18 protein-coding genes are annotated in these 20,007 nt (G+C 72.5%); 6 read left to right on the top strand and 12 right to left on the bottom strand.

All coding sequences use genetic code 11. From position 1 onward, the window contains the following. Window positions 1-74 precede the first annotated feature (74 nt). Genes ACVW2K_RS09905 through ACVW2K_RS09895 form a run of 3 tightly spaced genes read right to left on the bottom strand, consistent with a single transcriptional unit; the run spans window position 75 to window position 4,610 of the window. Window positions 75-1,730, bottom strand: a complete 1,656-nt coding sequence (locus tag ACVW2K_RS09905) for a GTPase (RefSeq protein ID WP_051549132.1) — start codon at window positions 1,728-1,730, stop codon at window positions 75-77. Between the two features lie 34 nt (window positions 1,731-1,764). Continuing rightward, complete coding sequence (locus tag ACVW2K_RS09900) at window positions 1,765-3,492, bottom strand: dynamin family protein (RefSeq protein ID WP_457202380.1); 1,728 nt, start codon at window positions 3,490-3,492, stop codon at window positions 1,765-1,767. Continuing rightward, window positions 3,489-4,610: a PrsW family intramembrane metalloprotease gene (locus ACVW2K_RS09895; RefSeq protein WP_457202379.1), complete on the bottom strand. Its 1,122-nt coding sequence runs from the start codon at window positions 4,608-4,610 to the stop codon at window positions 3,489-3,491. Before ACVW2K_RS09895 ends, ACVW2K_RS09900 begins: the two co-directional genes overlap by 4 nt. A 58-nt stretch (window positions 4,611-4,668) precedes the next feature. On the opposite strand from ACVW2K_RS09895, the gene ACVW2K_RS09890 reads away from it, so the two are divergent. The 3 genes from ACVW2K_RS09890 to ACVW2K_RS09880 all read left to right on the top strand — a co-directional run bounded on the left by ACVW2K_RS09890 (window position 4,669) and on the right by ACVW2K_RS09880 (window position 8,978). Continuing rightward, window positions 4,669-6,042: an aminopeptidase P family protein gene (locus ACVW2K_RS09890; RefSeq protein WP_457202378.1), complete on the top strand. Its 1,374-nt coding sequence runs from the start codon at window positions 4,669-4,671 to the stop codon at window positions 6,040-6,042. Window positions 6,043-6,119: 77 nt separating this feature from the next. After that, window positions 6,120-7,358 carry a metallophosphoesterase family protein gene (locus ACVW2K_RS09885; RefSeq protein ID WP_457202377.1) on the top strand — a complete coding sequence of 413 codons (1,239 nt, stop codon included), beginning with the start codon at window positions 6,120-6,122 and terminating at the stop codon, window positions 7,356-7,358. A gap of 54 nt (window positions 7,359-7,412) precedes the next feature. Then, entirely contained in the window at window positions 7,413-8,978 is a 1,566-nt protein-coding gene (locus tag ACVW2K_RS09880) for an MFS transporter (RefSeq protein ID WP_457202376.1), read from the top strand. An 11-nt stretch (window positions 8,979-8,989) separates the two neighbouring features. On the opposite strand, the gene ACVW2K_RS09875 is transcribed toward ACVW2K_RS09880, so the two are convergent. The 5 genes from ACVW2K_RS09875 to ACVW2K_RS09855 all read right to left on the bottom strand — a co-directional run bounded on the left by ACVW2K_RS09875 (window position 8,990) and on the right by ACVW2K_RS09855 (window position 15,112). Next, window positions 8,990-10,225 (bottom strand): DUF222 domain-containing protein, encoded by a 1,236-nt coding sequence (locus tag ACVW2K_RS09875; RefSeq protein ID WP_457202375.1) that lies wholly within the window; start codon window positions 10,223-10,225, stop codon window positions 8,990-8,992. Between the two features lie 434 nt (window positions 10,226-10,659). Then, on the bottom strand, window positions 10,660-11,157 hold the full coding sequence (locus ACVW2K_RS09870; RefSeq protein WP_051549134.1) for a hypothetical protein: 498 nt from the start codon (window positions 11,155-11,157) through the stop codon (window positions 10,660-10,662). Continuing rightward, window positions 11,150-11,638, bottom strand: a complete 489-nt coding sequence (locus tag ACVW2K_RS09865; RefSeq protein WP_457202374.1) for a DUF1269 domain-containing protein — start codon at window positions 11,636-11,638, stop codon at window positions 11,150-11,152. Before ACVW2K_RS09865 ends, ACVW2K_RS09870 begins: the two co-directional genes overlap by 8 nt. A gap of 4 nt (window positions 11,639-11,642) precedes the next feature. Then, window positions 11,643-12,407, bottom strand: coding sequence for a hypothetical protein (locus ACVW2K_RS09860; protein WP_051549135.1), 765 nt, complete (start codon window positions 12,405-12,407; stop codon window positions 11,643-11,645). Then, on the bottom strand, window positions 12,404-15,112 hold the full coding sequence (locus tag ACVW2K_RS09855; RefSeq protein WP_028637236.1) for a cation-translocating P-type ATPase: 2,709 nt from the start codon (window positions 15,110-15,112) through the stop codon (window positions 12,404-12,406). The genes ACVW2K_RS09860 and ACVW2K_RS09855 overlap by 4 nt, the downstream gene beginning before the upstream one ends. A 139-nt stretch (window positions 15,113-15,251) precedes the next feature. Between ACVW2K_RS09855 and ACVW2K_RS09850 the strand changes: the two genes are divergently transcribed. From ACVW2K_RS09850 to ACVW2K_RS09840, 3 genes are read left to right on the top strand one after another with little or no spacing between them, the layout of a single operon-like run. Beyond that, a complete protein-coding gene (locus ACVW2K_RS09850; RefSeq protein WP_028637237.1) occupies window positions 15,252-15,695 on the top strand; it encodes a DUF6325 family protein in 444 nt (147 codons plus the stop codon). Window positions 15,696-15,698: 3 nt separating this feature from the next. Next, the gene (locus ACVW2K_RS09845; RefSeq protein WP_028637238.1) at window positions 15,699-15,998 is read left to right on the top strand and encodes an SHOCT domain-containing protein; all 300 of its coding nucleotides are present in this window, start codon (window positions 15,699-15,701) and stop codon (window positions 15,996-15,998) included. 1 nt (window position 15,999) lies between these two features. Further along, window positions 16,000-18,405: a LuxR C-terminal-related transcriptional regulator gene (locus ACVW2K_RS09840; protein ID WP_457202373.1), complete on the top strand. Its 2,406-nt coding sequence runs from the start codon at window positions 16,000-16,002 to the stop codon at window positions 18,403-18,405. A 4-nt stretch (window positions 18,406-18,409) separates the two neighbouring features. On the opposite strand, the gene ACVW2K_RS09835 is transcribed toward ACVW2K_RS09840, so the two are convergent. The 4 genes from ACVW2K_RS09835 to ACVW2K_RS09820 form a co-directional block, all read right to left on the bottom strand. Next, the gene (locus tag ACVW2K_RS09835) at window positions 18,410-18,607 is read right to left on the bottom strand and encodes a hypothetical protein (RefSeq protein ID WP_028637240.1); all 198 of its coding nucleotides are present in this window, start codon (window positions 18,605-18,607) and stop codon (window positions 18,410-18,412) included. Further along, on the bottom strand, window positions 18,604-19,047 hold the full coding sequence (locus tag ACVW2K_RS09830) for a DUF6325 family protein (RefSeq protein ID WP_028637241.1): 444 nt from the start codon (window positions 19,045-19,047) through the stop codon (window positions 18,604-18,606). Before ACVW2K_RS09830 ends, ACVW2K_RS09835 begins: the two co-directional genes overlap by 4 nt. 27 nt (window positions 19,048-19,074) lie before the next feature. Continuing rightward, window positions 19,075-19,482, bottom strand: a complete 408-nt coding sequence (locus tag ACVW2K_RS09825; protein WP_231496191.1) for an SHOCT domain-containing protein — start codon at window positions 19,480-19,482, stop codon at window positions 19,075-19,077. Window positions 19,483-19,566: 84 nt separating this feature from the next. Then, window positions 19,567-19,983: a DUF7144 family membrane protein gene (locus tag ACVW2K_RS09820; protein ID WP_028637243.1), complete on the bottom strand. Its 417-nt coding sequence runs from the start codon at window positions 19,981-19,983 to the stop codon at window positions 19,567-19,569. Between the last annotated feature and the right edge of the window lie 24 nt (window positions 19,984-20,007).

The following is a 20,007-nucleotide window of genomic DNA, read 5'->3' as shown; positions in this document are numbered from 1 at the left end:
CCGACAGGTTCGAGGAGCCCCGGAGCGACCTGGGGAGAACCCGGGCGGGAGTGACGCGGTGGAGAGGAAGGGGGCTACCCGAGCACGCGGTCGAGTGCCGACCGCACCGAGGTGTACGCCGTCAGCTCCGCGTCCACCGGGACGACCACGAGCTCGCGCGACACCTCGGAGACCGCCGTGCGCAGCCGCTGGTCGGCGAGCTCGCCGCGCCTGCGGCCGACCCCCGCTGCTCCCAGACGGCAGACGAGGCCGAGCAGGATGCCGAGCACCAGCCCGCCGACCAGCAGCACCAGCGCGAGCGCGACACCGGCCACCTGCGGCGTGTCGGGATCGGAGAGCTTCCCGGTGCCGAGGAGACCCCCGGTCCACACCAGCCCCACGACGGCCGCCGCGAGCAGCAGCCACTGCACGACGCGCACCAGCCACGCCCAGGCCGGCGTCCGGCTGGCGCCGACCTCGGTCGCCGCGAGCGCCGCGTCGAGCCGGTCACCGAGCTCGTCGAGCCGGGAGACCGACGCCCGGTGGACCGCGTCGACCCACGGTCGGTTCAGGCCGGCGGACACCTCGTCGGCGAGCGCGCGGACCTCGGTGTCGACGCGGGCGCGCTGCACCTGGGTCGCCTCCGGTACGGCGGAGCGCGCGCGACCGCTCAGCTGGCGGGCGTCGTCCCCCAGGTCGAGGTCGAGCCTGCGGGACGGGTCCGGCCTGATGCCGCCGAGCCAGCCGACGATCGGCCAGCCCGTGGCCCGGCCGACCTTCGCACGGGTCGCTCGCTCGACCGCGTCCACGACGACCGGTACGCCCGCCGCCTCCGCGAACGCCTCGTCGAGAGCCGCCACGCGTCCCTCGGACAGCGCGCGGGTCGGTGCACTGCCGGACTCCTCGGCGAGCCGGGCCGCCACGGCACGCACGTCGGCGTCGATCCGGGCGCTGGTCGCCTGCTTGTCGGCGGCGCGCCGGGCGATCTCGGCGCGCAGCTCGTCGATGCCGGTGCCCTGACGGGCGCTCACGGCGAGCACCGGCACCCGGTCGAGACCGTCCGCGTCGAGCAGCCGGCGGATGTCGTCGAGCATCGACTGGCGCCGCTCCTCGGGCACGGTGTCGATGTGGTTGAGCACGACGACCATCACGTCCTGGTGACCCGCGGAGGGCGCCAGGTAGCGGTCGTGGATCGCCGCGTCGGCGTACTTCTGCGGGTCCAGCACCCACACCAGCAGGTCCGCGAGGGCGACCAGCCGGTCCACCTCGAGGTGGTGGGCGACCTCGGTCGAGTCGTGGTCCGGCAGGTCGAGGAGCACGACCCCGTCCAGGTCGGACTGCGCGTTGCGCCGGCCCGAGTCGAGCATCGAGTCGCGGGTGGTCTGGTGCCGGGGCGGGATGCCGAGCCACTCGAGCAGCTCGTCGGCGCCGTCGGTGCCCCAGACGCACGCGGACGCCCACGACGTCGTCGGCCGGCGGACGCCGACCGCGGACAGCTCGAGGCCGGTCAGTGCGTTGAACGTCGAGGACTTGCCGGAGCCGGTCGCGCCGGCGATCGCGACCACCGTGTGCCGCGCGGAGAGCCGGAGCCGTCCGGCGGCGCGGTCGATGACCTCCTGGGCCTCGCCGACGAGGTCGTCGTCGAGGCGGCCGCGCGCAGCCTGGGTGGCGTCGTCGAGGCCCTCGATGCGGGCACCGAGGTCGGTACCGCGGGTCACCAGTTGCCTGGCCCCCTCGAGCGTGGACGTCATGTTCTCCCTCGGCGGCGGTGTTGCTGTCCCCAGACTAGGGGTTCACGTCGTGGATCGCCGTGTCGGCTCCGCCACGGGCCTGCTCGAACCGCCGGTCGTCGACCCGCCTGGACGCGGCCCGCAGGGGCTCGGCGCCGTCCGTCGGCAGGTCGAGCCCCGCGAGCACGCCGTGGAAGCGCCGACGGTCCTCGACCAGCAGTCCGGCCATCCGGCGGTCGAGCGAGGCCGCCGCTCGCTCGACGAGATCCGCCACGGCCTCGGCACCGAGCACGGCGTCCAGCAGCGTGCGGCCCGGCCGGGCCGCCTCCGCCGCCCGGCCCTCGGCCGAGCTCGTGAGCGCCAGGACCATCAGCGCCGTGCCGAGGCCCTGCGCACCGTAGGCGAGGAACGTCGCGCTCGCCCTCTTCTCGGACGCCTCCGAGCGCACCAGCTCCACGACCTCCTGCTGCCAGCCGCGGATCTCGGCCTCCGCCCGGCGGCGGAGGTCCTCGGTGGCCCGCTCGAGGCCGGGCGCCAGCAACCCCCGTCCGGCGTCGGACCCGGCCCACTCGGCGTGCACGCGCTCGGCGGCGGACTCGGCGTGGTCGAGCACCAGCGACTCGGCGCCGGCCTCGATCGCGTGGGCGACCCGGTCGGCAGCCTGGGGGGTGCCCTTCACGGCGTTGACGACCCTGTCGCGCAGGCGTCCGACCCGCTGGTCCAGGGAGCGGAGCAGCTCGCCGGTGCCGACCAGGTCCTGCCAGCGGGCGAGCACCTCGCCGCGCAGCAGGGTGCCGTCGGTGGCCTCGGCCGCCAGTGACGCGGAGGCGTCGTCGTACGCCGCGTCGGCGGCGGCCCTCAGCTCGTCCGCAGCCCCGAGCTGGGCCTCGACCGCGTCCGCGATCGTGTGCGACTGGCGCGCCAGCGTGCGGACGCTGCCGTCCAGGGTCCGCCGGACCACGCCCTCCCGGGCATCCGTGTCGGCCGCGAGGGCGACCAGCCAGGCGCGGATGTCGGCGACCTCGGCCGGCGGGAGCAGGCCGTCGTCGGAGACCGGTGCCTCGTTGACGGTGAACAGCGGTGAGTCCTTGAGGCCGCGGCTGGCCATCATCCGCGCCAGGTGCGCGGCCACGGTCTGGACCGCGTCGGCCGGGGTCCGGTCGAGCACGAGGGCGACGGCGGTCGACCGCTCGGCGGCCTGCTTGAGGTGCTGCCACGGCACCTGGTCGGAGTAGCGCGCCGCCGAGGTCACGAACAGCCACAGGTCGGCCGCGGCCAGCAGCTGCCCCGCCAGCACCCGGTTGTGCTCCTCCACCGAGTCGACGTCCGGAGCGTCCAGCACCGCGAGCCCCGCGGGCACCGTGTCCGCCGCCACCAGCTGCAGCGAGTGCGGGTCGTCGGTGCTGTGCTGGACGCGGACCAGGTCGGGCAGCAGCCGGTCCTGGCCGAACCAGTGCGCCTCGTCCGGGTGGTGCACCAGCACCGGCGACCGCGTGGTCGGGCGGAGCAGGCCGGAGGCGGTGACCCGGCGCCCGACGAGGGAGTTCACCAGCGTGGACTTGCCGGCGCCGGTCGAGCCGCCGACCACGACGAGCAGGGGCGCGTCCACGCTCATCTGCCGCGGGATGGCGTAGTCCTCGAGCTGGTCGATCATCTGCTGCCGCGCGGCGCGCAGCTCGACGACGCCGGGGAGCTCGAGCGGGAGCCGGGCGGCCTGCAGCGCACCACGAAGCTGCACCAGGGCGGTGAGCATCCGGGTGTTCTGGTCGCGAGACACGCTCATCGAGTGGGTACCACCTGTCCGGGGAAAGCGATCGAGGGGCGCAGCCGGTCGATCCTCTGCAGGAACCGCTGGCCACGCGCCACGTAGTCGGGCGGAGGTGTCCCCCGCAGAAGACGGTAGTGCAAGAACCCGAGCTCGATGGCCGCCTGCTGGTACTCCTGCATGGCGCGCTCCGCTGGCCTCCCCCCGGAACGGCGTGCGTAGGCCCGCGCCGTACGCCGGGCGCCGAGGTCCACGACCCAGCCGATGTCGGTGGCCGGGATCAGCCCGCGCCGGGCCGCATCCGCGAGCGCGGCGGCGAGCATCCGGCGCTCGGAGCTGCGGGACCAGATCGCGAGCCCCAGCACCGCCAGGAACGCGGGTGCCATCAGCACGACGTACAGGACCGCGAAGTTGTCGAAGCCGTAGACGGTCGAGGTGTTCCAGATCGCGTGCGCTGCCACGGCGCACCCGTAGCCCAGGACCGGCCACAGGAAACGCGCGGTGCCGCTGCGGGCGTTGACCGCGAGACCGACGCCGATGCCGGTGAAGGTCGTGAAGAGGGGGTGCGCGAACGGGCTGACGAGGCAGCGGACGACGAACGTGGTCGTGAGCGCGTCCGTCCCGCCGGGCCCGGAGCCGTCAGTGCCGTTGTAGGCGGCGGCCAGGTAGAGGATGTTCTCGGTGAAGGCGAATCCGATGCCGACCATGCCGGCGTACACGATGCCGTCGAGGACGCCGTCCAGCTCACCCCGCCGCCACCAGAGCAGGAGGAAGAGGAAGAGCCCCTTGCTCGCCTCCTCCGAGAGCGGGGCGACCACCTCGAGGCTCTGCCGGTCGGTGAACGTGACGACGAACCCGCCCACGCCCTGCACCAGCAGCGCGACCGCCGTCGCCACGAAGCAGCCCCACAGCAGCCCGGCGGCGAGCAGCGTGCGCGGCTCGGGCTCGTAGCGGTCCAGCCACAGGTAGCAGCCCACCAGCGGGCCCACCGGTACGGCGGCGAGCACGGTGGCCAGCAGCAGTGTCCGCGGTGCGCCCGAGAGCGCCAGGACGGCCAGCATCGCGAGAGCCCCGAGGGCCACCAGCACGGTCACGACGACCGTGAAGGCAACGCTCTCGCGGCGGGCTCCTCGCATGCCGCGCAGCCTATCGGTGGGTGTCCGGGCCCCTCCGGCCCCGGCGTACGATGGCGCCGTGAGCGAGCAGAGCACGCCGGAGACCGTCGAGCCCAGGACAGAGTCCCACGACCCCGCCGTACCCGCCGCGTACGCCGCGTTCATGCGGGAGGGCTGGGGAGACCGCGAGCTCGACCTGGCCGTGGAGCCGGTCGCGGCCCGTGCCGCGGAGCGCCGCTCGAAGCTGGCCGCGACGTTCCCGGGCGACCGCCTGGTGCTGCCGGCCGGCACCTTCAAGGTGCGCTCGTACGACACCGACTACCGGTTCCGCCCCGACACCGCCCACACCTACTTCTCGGGCAACCAGACCAGCGACGCGGTGCTGGTCGTGGACGACGGGGAGTCGGTCCTGTACGCCCGGCCGCGCTCGTCGCGCGACACCGACGAGTTCTTCCGCGACCGACAGTACGGCGAGCTGTGGGTGGGCCGCCGCCCGTCGCTGAAGGAGATGTCCGACGCGCTCGGGCTCGAGGTCCGCCACATCGAGGACCTCCCGTCGTTCGACGACGACCGCAAGACCCGCGACATCACCACCGACGACGACCTGGCCCGGGTCGCGTCCGAGCTCCGGCTCGTCAAGGACGCCTGGGAGGTCGAGCAGCTCCAGGAGGCCTGCGACATCACCACGCTCGGCTTCGAGGACTCGGTCCGCGAGTGGGACGAGGTGCTGAGGTACGGCGAGCGCTGGATCGAGGGCACCTTCTTCCGCCGCGCCCGCGCGATGGGCAACGACATCGGCTACGACTCGATCGTCGGCGGCGGCTCCCACGCGACCACGCTGCACTGGATCGACAACACCGGCCCGATCACGCCCGGCACGCTGGTGCTGCTCGACATGGGCGTCGAGAACCGCTCGCTCTACACCGCCGACGTCACGCGGACGCTGCCCGTGGACGGGCGTTTCACCAGCCTGCAGTGCGAGCTCTACGACCTCGTCCACGCCGCCCAGCAGGCCGGCATCGAGGCGATCCGCCCGGGTGAGCCGTTCAAGGTCGCGCACAACGCGGCGATGGAGGTGCTCGCCCACGCGCTGGCGGACATGAAGCTGCTGCCGGTGTCCGCCGAGGAGGCGCTCGACCCGGACAGCCGCGTGTACGCCCGCTGGACCCTGCACGGCACCAGCCACATGCTCGGCATGGACGTGCACGACTGCGGCCAGGCCGCGCCCGCGGCGTACGCCGAGGGAACCCTGGCCGAGGGCATGGTGCTGACCGTCGAGCCCGGGCTCTACTTCCAGGAGGACGACCTGCTCGTCCCGGAGGAGCTGCGCGGGATCGGCATCCGCATCGAGGACGACATCCTCGTGACCGCGAGTGGGTACGACAACCTCTCCAGCGCTCTTCCGCGCACCTCGGCCGAGGTCGAGGCGTGGATGGACGAGCACCGCCGCTGACGCCCGGAGGCTTCCCCATCCCCTCTCGACCGCCACCACCGCCACGACGCCTGCGTGGATGGCAGGCGTCGGTGGCCGTGCTGTGCCTCTCCCTGGCCGCAGCCGGCTGCCTGGCACGGGACCCGCTCTCGACGACGGCCCGGGAGGATCCCCGGCCCGACGTCGTGCACGCGTGGAACCCGCCGGCCGGCGCGGACATGACACCGAACTACGAGTTCGTGGCCGCCCCGGACTTCCTCAACCAGGACGTGGGGGACGTCCGGAAGCTGCCCACGTGGAAGCCCGGTGACCCCAACTCCTGGACGCGCCAGCTCCAGCACTACATCGACGCCTTCCTCGACGACATCGCCGCCACCCATCCCGGCTCGGTGCTCGTCGCCGGTGACCTGGTCGAGGGCCGCTGGGGCCGCGACTACGGCGACACGGGCCTCTTCGGGCCCGTCGACACCGACGCCGAGCGTGCCGCCGCCGTACGGCGTGCCGCGCGCTTCTACTACGCGGCCTACGTGAAGCGGTTCGAGGAGCGCGGGCTGACGGTGCACGCCGCGCTCGGCGACCACGACATCGGCGACAACCCGTGGGACGACACCAGCCCCTGGACGTCGTTCAAGCGCCACCACGTCGCGCTGTTCAAGCGGATGTTCGCGAAGTACCTGACCCGGAAGCCGTCGGGCGAGCCGCGCTACTCCGACCGGCCCTTCCGCACGTCGTTCGCGCACACGTCGTACGCCACCCACCTCTCCCCCGACGTCCTGCTGGTCTCGCTCGACGAGTTCCACCGCCGCGACGGCAACGTGCACCTCGAGGTGACCGGCGGTCAGCTCGCGTGGCTTCGCCACACCTTGGAGAGGGCGCGCGAGCAGCACGTCCCGTGGGTGATCGTGCAGGGCCACAACCCGGTGCTCTACCCGGTCCGCGAGGTGTCCTCCTCCGGCGGGCACATCGAGGGCGGCGAGGACTCGCCGCTGTGGCGCACGATGGCCCGGTACGGCGTCGACCTCTACATCAACGGCGAGGTGCACGCGACCACGATGCGCCAGGCTGACGGCCTCACCCAGGTGTCGACCGGCGGCCTGCTCTACCGCGGCCAGGCGACGTACATGCTCGCCCGCGTGTACGACGACCGGATCGACCTCGACGTCCGCCAGCTGCCCGGCACCGAGGCCGGTGCGAAGCTCTGGCAGACGACCGGGCTGCGGACCCGCGCGGGCACCGAGTGGCAAGGCGGCCCGAGCATCTCGATCGGCTCGATGACGCTCACGTCGGACGACCGCCCGGTGAACCAGGCCGGCCTGCTGCAGGAGTACGTGCCCTAGGTTCACCCGTTTCGTCCGAGACGGCCGGGGCCGGGGGGCCCGTACCGTCGGGCCGTGGAGCCTGTCTTCAACCGCCGTCTGGCGATCCTGCTCGCCATGGCGATGTTCGTGCTCGTCGTCGACACGTCCCTGATGAACGTGTCGATCTCGGCAGTCGTCCAGGACATCGACGCGACGGTGAGCGGCGTGCAGTCCGCGATCGCGCTCGAGGCGCTCGTGTCGGCGGCGTTCATCCTGATCGGCGGCAAGGTCGCCGACTTGATCGGCCGCAAGCTCGCCTACACCCTCGGCCTCTGCGCCTACGGCGTCGGCGCGGTGGCGATGACGCTCGCGCAGAGCATCCTGCCGATCATCGTGTTCTGGGCGGTCATCGGCGGCATCGGTGCGGCGCTGCTGCTGCCCGGCATGCAGGCGCTGATCCACGGCAACTTCGAGGGAGCGGCGCAGAAGCGCGTCTACGCCCTTGTCGGCGCCTCTGCGGCGATCGCGGCAGCCGTCGGCCCGCTGATCGGCGGCTTCCTCACGACCGCGCTCTCCTGGCGGGTCGGCTTCCTGATGGAGGCGCTGATCATCCTCGTCGTCCTGTCCGGCCTCGGCCTGGTGAAGGACGTGCCCTACGCCGGTCCCCGGCGCATCGACCTCGTGGGAGCGTTGCTCTCGGTGCTCGGCATGGGCGGCCTGGTGCTCGGGATCCTGGTCTGGCAGGAGGGCGGCGAGGCCGTCGGCGCGCTCATCGCCGTCGGGCTCGTCGGGCTGGGCTCCCTGGCGTACTGGCTGGTGCGCCGCAAGCGCTCCGGCCGCCCCGCACTGGTCGACCCCGTGCTCTTCGAGTCGCCGCACTTCAGGCTCGGCATCTCCAGCCAGATGCTCCAGCAGATCGCCCTCGGCGGCGCGATGATCACGCTCCCGATCTATCTCCAGATGGTCCTGGAGTACAACGCCCTGGAGGCCGGCCTCTCCCTCGCGCCGCTCTCGCTGTCGATGTTCGCGGTCTCCATGCTGGCCGGCCGCCGGGCCGCGCACCGGCGGGCCCCGACGATCGTCCGCCTGGGCTTCGCGCTGCTGATCGTCGGCATCGCCGTCGTGCTCGTGGTGGTGCCGCGGGCCGACTCCGGCTGGGCGCTCGCGCCCGCGCTGGTCGTTACCGGGTCCGGGCTCGGCCTGCTCGTCTCGCAGCTGAACAACTACACGCTCGCGCCGATCGAGGAGGAGCGGGTCAGCGAGGCCGCGGCCGTGAACTCGGCCGCCGGCTCCTTCGGCCTGTCCTTCGGCCTGGCGTTCGCCGGTGCGATCATGCTGGCCGCCCTGTCGGCAACGTTCACCTCGATGGCGAACGACAGCACGGTCCTCCCGCCCGACGACAAGGCACAGGTCGCCGAGGCGCTCGAGGACGACGCCCAGGTCATGAGCAACACACAGCTGGAGCAACAGCTCGCCGGCGAGCCGGCGGCGGTGCAGGACGAGATCGTCCGGATCAACACCGACGCGCGGCCGCGCGCCCTGCAGATCGGTCTGCTGGTGCCGCTGCTCGCCGCCCTGGCCGGTCTGGTGACGTCCTTCCGCATGGTCCGACTGCCCGATCTCGAGGCGAAGTCGCACGCCGAGGGGCTAGAGCTGTAGCGCGCTCGCCGTCACGTCCGCCGGTGGAAGGTGACGTCGCCGTTGGGGTGGTGGGTGGTCCGGTAGTTGGTGTCGTGGGCGCGGGCGTGGTGCCAGGGACAGAGTGAGATGCCGTCGGCGAGGTCGGTGTGGCCGCCGTCGGTCCAGCGGGTCTTGTGGTGGGCGTGCAGGCCGGTGGCGCGGTCGCAGCCCTGGGCGCGGCAGCCGCGGTCGCGGACCAGCATCGCGGTCCGTTGGGCCTCGGTGAACAGCCGGCGCTTGCGGCCCACGTCGAGGGGCTGGGAGTCGCCGTCCAGGACCACGGGGATGATCCCGGCCTGGCAGGCGAGCCGGCGGGCCATGCCCGGGGAGATCTTCTCCCCGGTGTCCAACACACACGCCTTCTCGAGCCGGCCGAGCAGCACGTCGAGGTCGATCAGCACCACCGCAGTGGCCGAGACGCCGCCGGCGGTGGGGAGCTGGTCGGCGGGGTACCGCTCGATCAGCTCGCACAACGCGCGCCCCAGCGCTTCGGGGGTGTCCGGCCGCTCCACCCCGGGCCCTTGGGTGGCGGCCACGTGTCGGGGTGCGGCCAGGGCGCCGAGCATCTTCCGGAGTGCGGCCCAGTGGTAGCTGGGCAGGGTGCCCCGGAAGTGGGCCTTGCCGTGGCCGTCGTCGTAGCCGGTGAGCCGGCAGGCCTTGGCGGCGGCGGCCTCCTCCTTGGCCAGGAGCGCGGCTTCGCGGGCGTCGGCCTCCTCGGGGGCGACCACCTCGAACAGGTGCTTCCCGAGCCGGTTCAACGCCTGGGCGTCGTGGTGCCGGGCGAGGGCCAGCAGGTGCGCCTCGGCCGCGGCGACCTTCCCGGCCGGGACCGTGGAGGGCAGGTCCTCGACCCACCGGATCACCACCCGCGCCTGATCCGCCAACACCCGCCCGGCCGCCAACGCCTCCCGGGTCAGCGAGTGACCCTCGAGGTCACGCCCCAACCGGACCGCGGCATACGCGGCCGACCGGGTCGCCCTGGTCTCGTGGGCCAGCCAGTTCGCCGCCGACGAGGCGCCGACCTCCCGGCCCACCCCGATGTCCTCGGCGTGCGCCGCCACCCGGGCCTTCAGCTCGCAGACCTGCGCCTCCAACCGGGTCAGCTCGATCAGCGTCCCCGCCGTCTCGATGGCATCCATCGACCACACCGACGCATCCGTCACGGCGTCGGCCGCACCCCGCATCCGCGCGACCGCGACCGACACCCGGTGCCGAGGTGTGGTCATCGCTGTCATGGTTCAACTCAAGCACCGGCCACCGACACTGAGACCCTCAGAACCCTTGTTTTGACCAGCATTCGGACAATCCACGAAGATTCCTCAGCAGAAATTTCCCAGCAGCTACCGCGGACCTGGAAGCCGGCAGATCGCGCCGCCCCGAGCACCCGTGCAGGGACGACTGATCTCCCGGCGCGGACCCGCAAGCCGGGAAGCCACGGCGACCACCCGCGCGCCGTACCCGCGTCGGTGCGTGTCGGTCGCCACCACCCAGGACCCGCAGCCAGCTGCGAGTCCAAGCGGCCCGCAAGCCGGGAAGCCTCAACGACCCGAGCCCGCCGTACCCGCTTCGCTGCCTGTCGGTCCGCACCCAAGCCAGCCCGCAAGCCGTCGACAGTCACCGCGTTCGAGCAGCTCGACCATCTCCAGCCTGCCGGCAGCACTCAGTGCAGCGCCACCTTGAGCAGCACGACCACCAGGCCCAGCCCGAAGCCGGCCGCCGCGCTGGCGACGCAACCCCAGGTGTCGAGCCCGCCGCGCCGACCGGCGACCCAGCTGTAGCGGGTGAGGAGTGCGATCGAGACGAGCAGCGCGATCCAACCCGCAGTCTTGATCTCCGCGCCGAACAGCCTGCTCCCGAGCAGCACGACGAGCGGCACCACGGAGGCGCCGAGGATCGGCCACGTCTCGTGGAGCCCGTGGCGGAGCGCCGCCAGCGGATGGTGTCCCCGGGTCAGCGAGCTGCCCACGGTGACGGCGTGCAGGTGCGCGAGCCAGTAGACGAACACCGTGCCGAGGATCGCGGCGGACACCTGCCAGATCGTGTCGCTGTGACCGGCCGTGTACGCGATCGCCGCGGCGCAGACGACCGTGCCGGTGATGGTGCCCTCCCCGCCGGCGACCAACCCGAGCGGGTCCCGGCGGGGGGCGTCCTCAGCCACCGCCGAACGTCTCCAGGAGCGTCTCGCGCTCGCCCTCGGTGAGGTTCGTGCTGATCAGGGTGGCGTCGCGACCGTGGAACCGCTCCCCGAGCCGGTCCAGGTTCGCGTTCTCGGTGACCATGAAGAGTGCGGACGTGCCCTCGGTGACCTCGGTGCGGATCCGCTCGAGGTCGCCCTTCGTGATGCCGGTGCCGTCGGTCGCCTTCACGAGGGCGCCGATGCCCGCGCCGACGACGACGCCGGCGACCGGGACCATGAACAGCGCGCCGCCCAGGATGCCCCAGAGCGCGCCCCAGCCGGCACCGCGCTTCGAGTCGTCGTGCTGGTGGCGCACCTCGGGCTTGTCGGCGCCCGACGGCCAGGACATCACGGCGTGGTCGACGATCGTCACCACGCCGTCGGTCTGGGCGCTCCGCAGCGCGGTCTCGGCGTTCGCGGCGCCGTCGGGGTCGTTGAACTTCCAGACCGTGAAGGTGGTCACGTCGCTACTCCTTCTGGTGGGCCGCGGCGAGCGCGGCGAGAGCGGATCGGGTCTTCATCTCCTGAGGGGCGCCGAGCTCGAGCCCGTGCCCGGCCAGGAAGATCTTGGTCTCGGCGGCGGCCTGGAACGCCTCCTGCGGGCTGCACTTCGCGGACAGCTCCATGATCCGGGAGCCGTCCGGGAGGAACCACATCTCGGCGACCAGGCGCCGGGGGTACGACGGGTGCTCGAACTTCGCCTTGAGCAGCGTCAGCGGTCCCAGGACGACGAGGTCCGCGAGGCCGATCCCGTCGGGCAGCCGTTCGAGCAGCACGCCCCGCTGATCGTCGGAGAGCACGTCGGCGAGCTCCCGCTCCCCCGCCATCAGGGCCTTCACACGCTTGTCCGGGACCTCGGACGTCAGCGAGCACGAGCACGTGTAGCCCTGCGGTGAGGCGTCCACCTCGACCTTGAAGCCGGCCAGCCGCCGCAGCCCCTCCGGTACGTCGGCCGGCAGCATCGGCCGCAGCTTCACGGTCGTGTCACCGGGCTTGCCCTGGGTCCGACGCGCCCGCACGACCAGCCCCGCGCCGAACAGCCGCAGGTCCGGTGTCTCGACGAACGCCACCTGCCGGACCTGGGCATCCAGCGAGTCGATCCCGAGCGACCGCAGGGCCGACCGGTGGTCGGAGTCCGGGACGCTGAGCTTCAGCTCGACGGCGTCCACGTCGGGCAGGATCGCGAGCAGGCCGGCGAGCTGGTCGGCCTCGTACGTCGGCAGTGCGCTCATGCGGGCACCACCTCTGCCCGGCGCACGAACACCTTGATCAGCTCCTCGACGAGGATGATCGAGGCGGCGATGCCGACGGCGATGCACCACTGGTTGAAGCTCAGCCCCGTGGTGTCGAAGATGCGCTCGAGGAAGTCGAGGCCGGTGATCGCGACGATCGCGAGCAGCGAGATGCCGTAGCGCCGGAGCTGCATCACGCCCGGGAACGTCTCTCGGTCGAACACGGTGTTGGTCTGGTCGCGGCACAGCAGCGCGGCGAAGAGATGGAACAGCGACAGCGTCGTCAACAGCATGGTCGCGGCCAGGACGGGGCTGCCCTCGTGGTCACCGATCTGGTACGCCGCCAGCGAGCCGACGGTCATGACGGCGCCCTGCACGCAGAGCCGGATCCAGTTGTTGCGCGACAGGACCGGGGCGCCGACGGGGCGCGGAGGACGCGACATCAGGCCCCGGGCCGGCTGGTCGAAGCCCAGCGCGATCGCCAGGGGAATGTCGACGACCATGTTCAGCCAGAGGATCTGGAGCGGGTTGAGCGGGGCGCCGTTCGCGATGCCGATGATGCCCGCGCCGATGAAGATCGCGATGTAGGCGACCAGCGTCGACATCTGGAAGCGGAGGTACTTCAGCAGGTTGTCGTAGAGGGTCCGCCCGTACGACACGGCCCCGACGATCGTCGCGAAGTTGTCGTCGGTGAGGATCATGACCGCGGCCTCCTTGGAGACCTCGGTGCCGGTGATGCCCATCGCGACGCCGATGTCGGCGGTCTTGAGGGCCGGCGCGTCGTTCACGCCGTCCCCCGTCATCGCGACGACGTTCCCCTTCTCCTTGAGCAGCCGGACCAGCCGCACCTTGTCCTCGGGCGCCACGCGGGCCACGACACCGATCTCGTCGAGCTCGGTGTGCAGCTGCTCGTCGCTCATCGCCGCGAACTGGGTGCCGGTGACGGCCCGGCCCTCGATGCCCAGCTCCCCGGCGATCGCGGCCGCGGTGGTGGCGTGGTCGCCGGTGATCATCCGGACCCGGATGCCGGCGTCGCGACACTCCGCGATCGCCGTCCTGGCCTCGGGCCGCGGCGGGTCGACGATGCCGACCATCGCGAGGAGCGTCAGCTGCCGGACCAGCCCGATCAGGTCGCTGCCCGCCTGGACGGTGCCCGGCTCGAAGTCGCGCTGCGCGACGACCATGACCCGCTCACCGGCGTTCGCGATGGCGTCGTTGGCCTCGAGCGCCAGGTGCCGGTTGTCGTCGGTGATCGGCACGATGCTGCCGTCGGGATCACGCAGCGTGGTGGCCCGGGCGATGAGCACGTCGGGCGCGCCCTTGACGTAGCAGCGCACCACCGGCCGGCCGTCGTCCGCGGTCATCTCGTGGAACGTGGCCATGAACTTGTAGTCGGAGTCGAACGGCACCTCCGCCACCCGGGGCAGCGCGGCCCGGGTCTCGGTGATGTCGAGACCGCCCTTGGCGCCGAGCACGATGAGGGCACCCTCGGTCGGGTCGCCGATCAGGCTCTCCCCGTCGAGGACGGCGTCCGCGCACAGCACCATGGGCAGCAGGTAGGGGTCGAGGTCGTAGTGCTCGCCGCCGACGTGGTTGATCTGGCCGCGGGTGCTGTAGCCCTCCCCCGAGACGGTGTAGCGGTTCCGGCCGGGGATCACCAGCTCGCGCGCGGTCATCTTGTTGAGGGTGAGGGTCCCCGTCTTGTCCGAGCAGATCGCCGATGTCGAGCCGAGGGTCTCCACCGCAGGGAGCCGCTTGACGATCGCGTTGCGGCGGGCGATCTCACGGGTGCCCATCGAGAGCAGCGCCGTGACGACGGCCGGCAGCCCGGTCGGGATCGCGGCGACCGCCAGCGCGACACCGGTGACGAACAGCGTGTCGAAGGACTCCCCGCGGGCCAGGCCGAGCAGCACGACGAGCACCAGGGCGACGGCCGCGATCGAGGCGATGATCTTCGACAGCGAGTCCAGCTGCTTCTGCAGGGGAGTCTTGCCGGCCTCCGTGTTCGCCAGCATGTCGGCGATGTGGCCGATCTCGGTGCCCATCCCCGTCGACGTCACGATCAGCTCGCCGCGGCCGCGGGTCACCGAGGTGTTCATGTACGCCATGCAGGTGCGGTCGCCCAGGGGTACGTCGTCGCCGGGCACCGGGTCGGTCGACTTGCTGACCGGCAGGCTCTCGCCGGTGAGCGCGGCCTCCTCGATCTCGAGGGTCGCCGCGAGCGCGACGCGGGCGTCGGCGGGCACCAGGTTCCCGGCCTCCACCAGCACGACGTCCCCGGGCACCAGCTCCTGGGCGTCGATCTCCAGCGCCTGCCCGTCCCTGCGCACCCGGGCGATGGTCTTCATCATCTGGGAGAGCGCCTTGACGCTCTCCTCGGCCTTGGCTTCCTGACGGAGCCCGATCACGGCGTTGAAGACGGTCAGGCCGGCGAGCACGACCGTCGTACCGGCGTCGCCGGTGACGACCTGGTTCACGAGCGCCGCGGCCAGCAGGATGATCTGCATGAAGTCCTGGTACTGACGCAGGAAGGCGCGCCAGGCCGGCTCCTTCTTGCCGGCGGCCAGCCGGTTCGGGCCGTGCGACGCGAGCCGCGAGCGTGCCTCCTCGGCGGAGAGCCCGACGGCCGGGTCGACGCCCAGGTCCCGCGCGACCTGGACGACGTCGGCGGCGACCGGCGAGGCGATGACGTCCACGGATGTCATGAGCCGATCGTGCTGACCACCTGGGTGGTGACGCCTCACCCCCGGCGGGGTGGGCCGGGACAAGCCACCCGAAGCGGGTGAACCGCCGTACTCCGGCGAGTGGCACCGTCGAGACATCCTGATCCCTGAGGAGGGACTGATGACCCAATCCACCCTCGACGTCGGACCCGTCGACTACCTGGCCGTCGAGTTCCCGGGAGCCAAGCTCACCGGTGAGGCGTTCGCTGCGCTCGTCGACCTCGTCGACCGCGGCATCATCCGCGTGCTCGACCTGCGCGTCGCCGTCGTGAGCGCCGACGGCCAGTTCGCGGCCGTAGCCCTGACCGACCTCGACGGCGACGGCGAGCTCGACCTCGCGGTCTTCACCGGCGTGGAGTCGGGCCTGCTCGACGACGAGGACCTCGCCGCGAGCGCGGCCCTCGTGGGTGAGGGTGACGCGGTGGCGGTGCTGCTCTACGAGAACACCTGGGCCGGCCCCTTCGTCTCGGCGCTCCGCCGCCAGGGTGCCGACGTCATCGCGAGCGGGCGCATCCCGGCCGACGAGGTCATGGCCGCGCTCGACTCGCTCGAACAGGAAGGCTGATCCATGGGACTCATCGGTGGCATGGCGCGCACCGCGGTGGTCGCCGGTACGGCGACGGCGGTCTCGAACCGCGTCTCCCGGAGGCAGGCCGGGCGCTGGCAGCAGCAGTCGGACGCGCAGGCGTACCAGGAGCAGCAGTACGCCCAGCCGGCCTACGCGGCTCCCCCGCCGCCCGCTCCGGTCGCCGCGCAGGACGACGACGACCTGATCGCGCAGCTGGAGAAGCTGGGCGGGCTGCGGGACAAGGGCATCCTCACCGACGAGGAGTTCGCGGCGCAGAAGGCGAAGCTGCTGGCGGGCTGACGTGCTGGTCCAGCGCGGCAGGTTCGACTCGCCGTTCTTCCGCTCGAAGCTCCGTGTGCCGGGTGCTCCGGAGCACTTCGTGCACCGGAGCCGCCTGACCGCACTGCTGGACGACCTCGCGACGTACCCGGTCACGGCGATCGTCGCTCCGGCCGGATCCGGGAAGACGGCCGCGGCCGCCGACTGGGTACGCCGTACCGACCGCCCGACCGCGTGGCTGACGCTGAACGACTCCGACCGCGACCCCGCGCAGTTCTGGGCGGCGACGGCCGCGGCGCTCGAGAGGCTGGCCGAGGGGCCCGCAAGCGTCCTGGTCGTCGACGACGTGCACCGGATCGACGACCTGCCCGAGTCCCGGGCGGCGCTCGAGGAGTTCGTCGAGCGGCGCCCCGAGTGGCTGCACGTCCTGCTGCTGGGTCGCCGCCGGCCGCCGCTGCCCGTCGACCGGCTGCGCGCGAACGGCGCGCTCGCCGACATCGACTTCGACATGCTGCGGTTCTCCGACGAGGAGGCGCTGGCGATGCTGACCGGGCTCTGCCCCGACGCCGCCGCCGACGACCTGGTGGGCATCGCCGGGTGGGCGGACGGGTGGGCGGCCGCGCTCCAGCTCGCGGCGCTCGCCGTCCGCTCCCGTCGGGAGCTGCCGTCCGGGCCGGACCGGCTGGTCGACAGCTACGTGTGGCACGAGGTGCTGCGAGCCGAGCGCTCCGAGCTGGTCGGCCTGATGCTGTCGACCGCGGTCGTGGACCGGATGAACTACGGGCTCGCGGAGACGCTCACCGGGCGTCCCGACGCCGGCGACCTCCTGCTGGAGGCCGAGGAGCGGGGGCTGTTCGTGACCAGCCTCGCCCCGGGCGGATGGTTCGAGGTGCACGGGCTGGTGCGGGAGATGCTGCTCGCCGAGCTCCAGCGACGCTGGCCCGAGCGGTTGTGCGACCAGCACCTGCGCGCCGCCCAGTGGTTCGAGGGCATGGGCGACGGCGCCGCCGCCCTCGAGCACTGGCTGGACGCCGGCGAGCCCGCGGAGGCGCTGCGGCTGCTGGCGGCGATCGTCGTGAGCCTGGTGGACAGCGGCCGTACGGCGCTGGTCGAGCGGGTCCTGGAGCGGATCCCGCCGGAGGTGAGCGGCGCCGACGACACCACCCGGATGAGGGACTCCTGGTGCCGCCTGCTGATCGGAGCCCCGGGTGGCGACCCGGTGACGACGGCCGACTGCGACGTGCTGCAGGCGCTGGCGGCGTACGTCGCCGGCGACTGGCCGGCGGCGATCGCCCACGGACGGGGCGGGTCGATGGACGACCCCCTCGGCAGGTTCGGCTGGAGCATCGCGGCGCACTCGATCGCGGCGCGCGAGTCCTGGGACGACGCGGACCCGCTCGTCGAGGAGGCGCGACTCGCGGTCGGCGCCACCAGCGACCGCCGGCTCGCCCACGAGACCGCCCGGGCCGTCGGCCTCGCCCTGGCCGGGCACCCGCTCGACGCGATCCGGGTCGCCGCCGGAGTGCGCCCCGTCGTCGCGGACGCCGAGTTGGCCACCCTGCTGGAGATGCTGGACCTGGCCGGAGCGGTCGCGACGCGGGAGCTCGGCGATCGGGAGGACGCGGAGGCGGCGCTGCGTCGACTGGCCGCCGACGAGACCCACGCCAGCACCTACGTCGACGTCCTGGCCGGCCTCGAGCTGGTCGAGGCACGACTCGCCGAGGGCGACGTGGCGGAGGCCGAGCGGCTGCTGCGGGACGCCGACCGACCGGGCCCGCACCGGGGCCGGGTCGCGCGGGTCGCCGTCCTGGTGGCGCTGGCACAGCACGAAGTCGCCGCCGCCGAACGGTGCGTCGCGGAGCTCGACGACCCGTTCTGGGGCCCCCTCTCCGAGGCGCGGGTGCACCTCGCCCGCGGCCTCCGTGCCGAGGCCGCCGAGGCAGTGCAGCGCGCGACGCCGCGCTGCACGCGCCATGAGGTGGTGCGCGGGCTCGTCCTGGCGCGGGCGCTCCTGGGCGAGGACAGGGAGGCCGCCGCGAAGTCGGTGGCGTTCGCCGCCGAGCTGGCCGCGGAGCACGGGATGCTCCAGTCGATCGCGGCGGAGGGTCCGACGGTCCTCGAGCTGGTCGAGCTGGCGGCGTGGCGGGTTCCCGACGCCTGGCTGGACCGGCTGCGCCGGGCGCTCACCACCGAGGCGGCGCCGGTCCTGCCGACCGCGCAGCTGGTGGAGCCGCTGACCGAGCGGGAGCGCGACGTGCTGCGGCTGTTGCCCAGCCGGCTCACCCTCCGCGAGATCGCAGGCGAGCTGTTCGTCTCGCAGAACACGTTGAAGTTCCACCTGCGGGTGATCTACCGCAAGCTCGGCGCGAACTCGCGCGCCGACGCGGTCGCGACGGCGCGGGCGCTGCGCCTGCTGGCCAGGGGCTAGGACACTAGGGGCGGTAGACCTTCCGCTCCTGGCGCTCGAACTCCTCCGCGGACAGCACGCCCCGATCCACCAGCTGCAGGAGCGCGCGCAGCTGGTCGACCCGGCGCACCGCGCCGGGTCGCTCGACCGGGACCGGGTCGAGGGTCGGTCGCCGGCGCAGCAGGTCCAGGTGCTGCCGACGCGAGGCCGCAACGCGCCTCACGGTGCACCGTCCGCCGGCCGCGAGCGCCGCGCCTGCTCGAGCCGGTGCCGCGGGATCCGCTCACCGCCGACGATCCGGCCGCCGCTCGTGCGAGCGGCATCGGCCAGCAGCTGGGCCCACCGGTCCTCGACGACCAGGATCAGCGCCGAGGTGCCGGGCTGGAGGGCACCCGACGCGAGGGCGATGTCGTCCTCGCTCAGCAGCCCCCCGACCTCGCCCTCCACGTCGCGGAGGTCGGCGAGGCCGGAGAGCTGCTCGGGCTCGACGACGGTGCCCCGGCCGTCCGCGCCCGTGGTCACCCCGACCAGGTCGAGGATCCGGATCCGGGCGGACTCGACGAGCTCCCGCAGGGCAGCCGCCACGGCGACGGTCGAGGACAGCTCCGGCACCGCGATGACGACGTACTCGACCAGGTCGAGGTCGGTGTCAGGCTGAGACATGGCTGGTCCCCGTCCGCCGTACCGATGTCAGACGAGCAGCTTGGCCTTGGCCGCCTGGAACTCGTCGTCGGTGATCGCGCCCTGGTTCTTGAGCTGGTGCAGCCGCTCGATCTCCTGGGCCGCGCTGGAGCCGCCACCGCCGCTGCCGGCGACGCTCTGCACGTACTCGCGCATGTGCTGCTCCTGGCGTGCGTGCTCCCGGACCGCGTGCTCGCCCATCTTCTTGCCGCGCGCGATCAGGTAGACGAAGACACCGAGGTAGGGCAGGAAGATCACGAAGACGGTCCACAGGGCCTTGCCCCAGCCGCCCAGGTCGTCGCTGCGGAAGATGTCGCTGAAGACCGAGATCAGCAGCCAGATCCAGATGAAGAACAGGAAGAACCAGAGCATCGTCAGAAATGCGTCCCCGACGGTGTACTCGAACACGGTTGTCACGATGAGCCTCCTGGCTGGTCAGATGTGAGCACATGCTCGGGACGGCGCGGGTGGTCCCGCACCACCCCCGACGGGGTAGACGTCTCAGCGGTAGTTCTTCATCTGGACGCTCAGCGACCACATCACGAGCGCGTAGAACGCGATGACGATCACGGACCAGATGGGGTAGTGCGGGAGCGCGGCGAAGTTCGTCAGGATCCCGAGGCCGGCGACGATCATGCCGCCCAGCTGACCCCAGCCGACGCGCCTGATGATGCCCACTGCGACCGCGATCGAGATGACCCCGAGGACGACGTGGACCCAGCCCCACACGTCCATGTCGAACTTGTAGAGGTAGTCGCTGCCCTGCGAGTACAGGTCGTCGTTCGCGATGGCGGAGGCGCCCTGGAGGATGTCCAGCAGCGCCACCACGATCAGCAGGACGCCGGCGAACGTGGCCGTGACGTCCGCGACCGCACCCTTCGTCGAGTAGTCGATCTCGTACCTGGACTCAGAGCTCATGCGTGGCCTCCTCGACACCCTTTC

The sequence above is a fragment of the Nocardioides sp. HB32 genome, assembly GCF_054058995.1.
The sequence above is the reverse complement of the archived record's forward strand: the minus strand, read 5'-3'. Positions and strand labels throughout refer to the sequence as shown.

Bases quoted from the DNA above. Each gene is read 5' to 3' on its own strand.
- ACVW2K_RS09905 (WP_051549132.1), bottom strand. From the start codon at position 1,730: ATGACGTCCACGCTCGAGGGGGCCAGGCAACTGGTGACCCGCGGTACC.
- ACVW2K_RS09900 (WP_457202380.1), bottom strand. From the start codon at position 3,492: ATGAGCGTGTCTCGCGACCAGAACACCCGGATGCTCACCGCCCTGGTG.
- ACVW2K_RS09895 (WP_457202379.1), bottom strand. From the start codon at position 4,610: ATGCGAGGAGCCCGCCGCGAGAGCGTTGCCTTCACGGTCGTCGTGACC.
- ACVW2K_RS09875 (WP_457202375.1), bottom strand. From the start codon at position 10,225: ATGACCACACCTCGGCACCGGGTGTCGGTCGCGGTCGCGCGGATGCGG.
- ACVW2K_RS09860 (WP_051549135.1), bottom strand. From the start codon at position 12,407: ATGAGCGCACTGCCGACGTACGAGGCCGACCAGCTCGCCGGCCTGCTC.
- ACVW2K_RS09855 (WP_028637236.1), bottom strand. From the start codon at position 15,112: ATGACATCCGTGGACGTCATCGCCTCGCCGGTCGCCGCCGACGTCGTC.
- ACVW2K_RS09850 (WP_028637237.1), top strand. From the start codon at position 15,252: ATGACCCAATCCACCCTCGACGTCGGACCCGTCGACTACCTGGCCGTC.
- ACVW2K_RS09845 (WP_028637238.1), top strand. From the start codon at position 15,699: ATGGGACTCATCGGTGGCATGGCGCGCACCGCGGTGGTCGCCGGTACG.
- ACVW2K_RS09830 (WP_028637241.1), bottom strand. From the start codon at position 19,047: ATGTCTCAGCCTGACACCGACCTCGACCTGGTCGAGTACGTCGTCATC.
- ACVW2K_RS09820 (WP_028637243.1), bottom strand. From the start codon at position 19,983: ATGAGCTCTGAGTCCAGGTACGAGATCGACTACTCGACGAAGGGTGCG.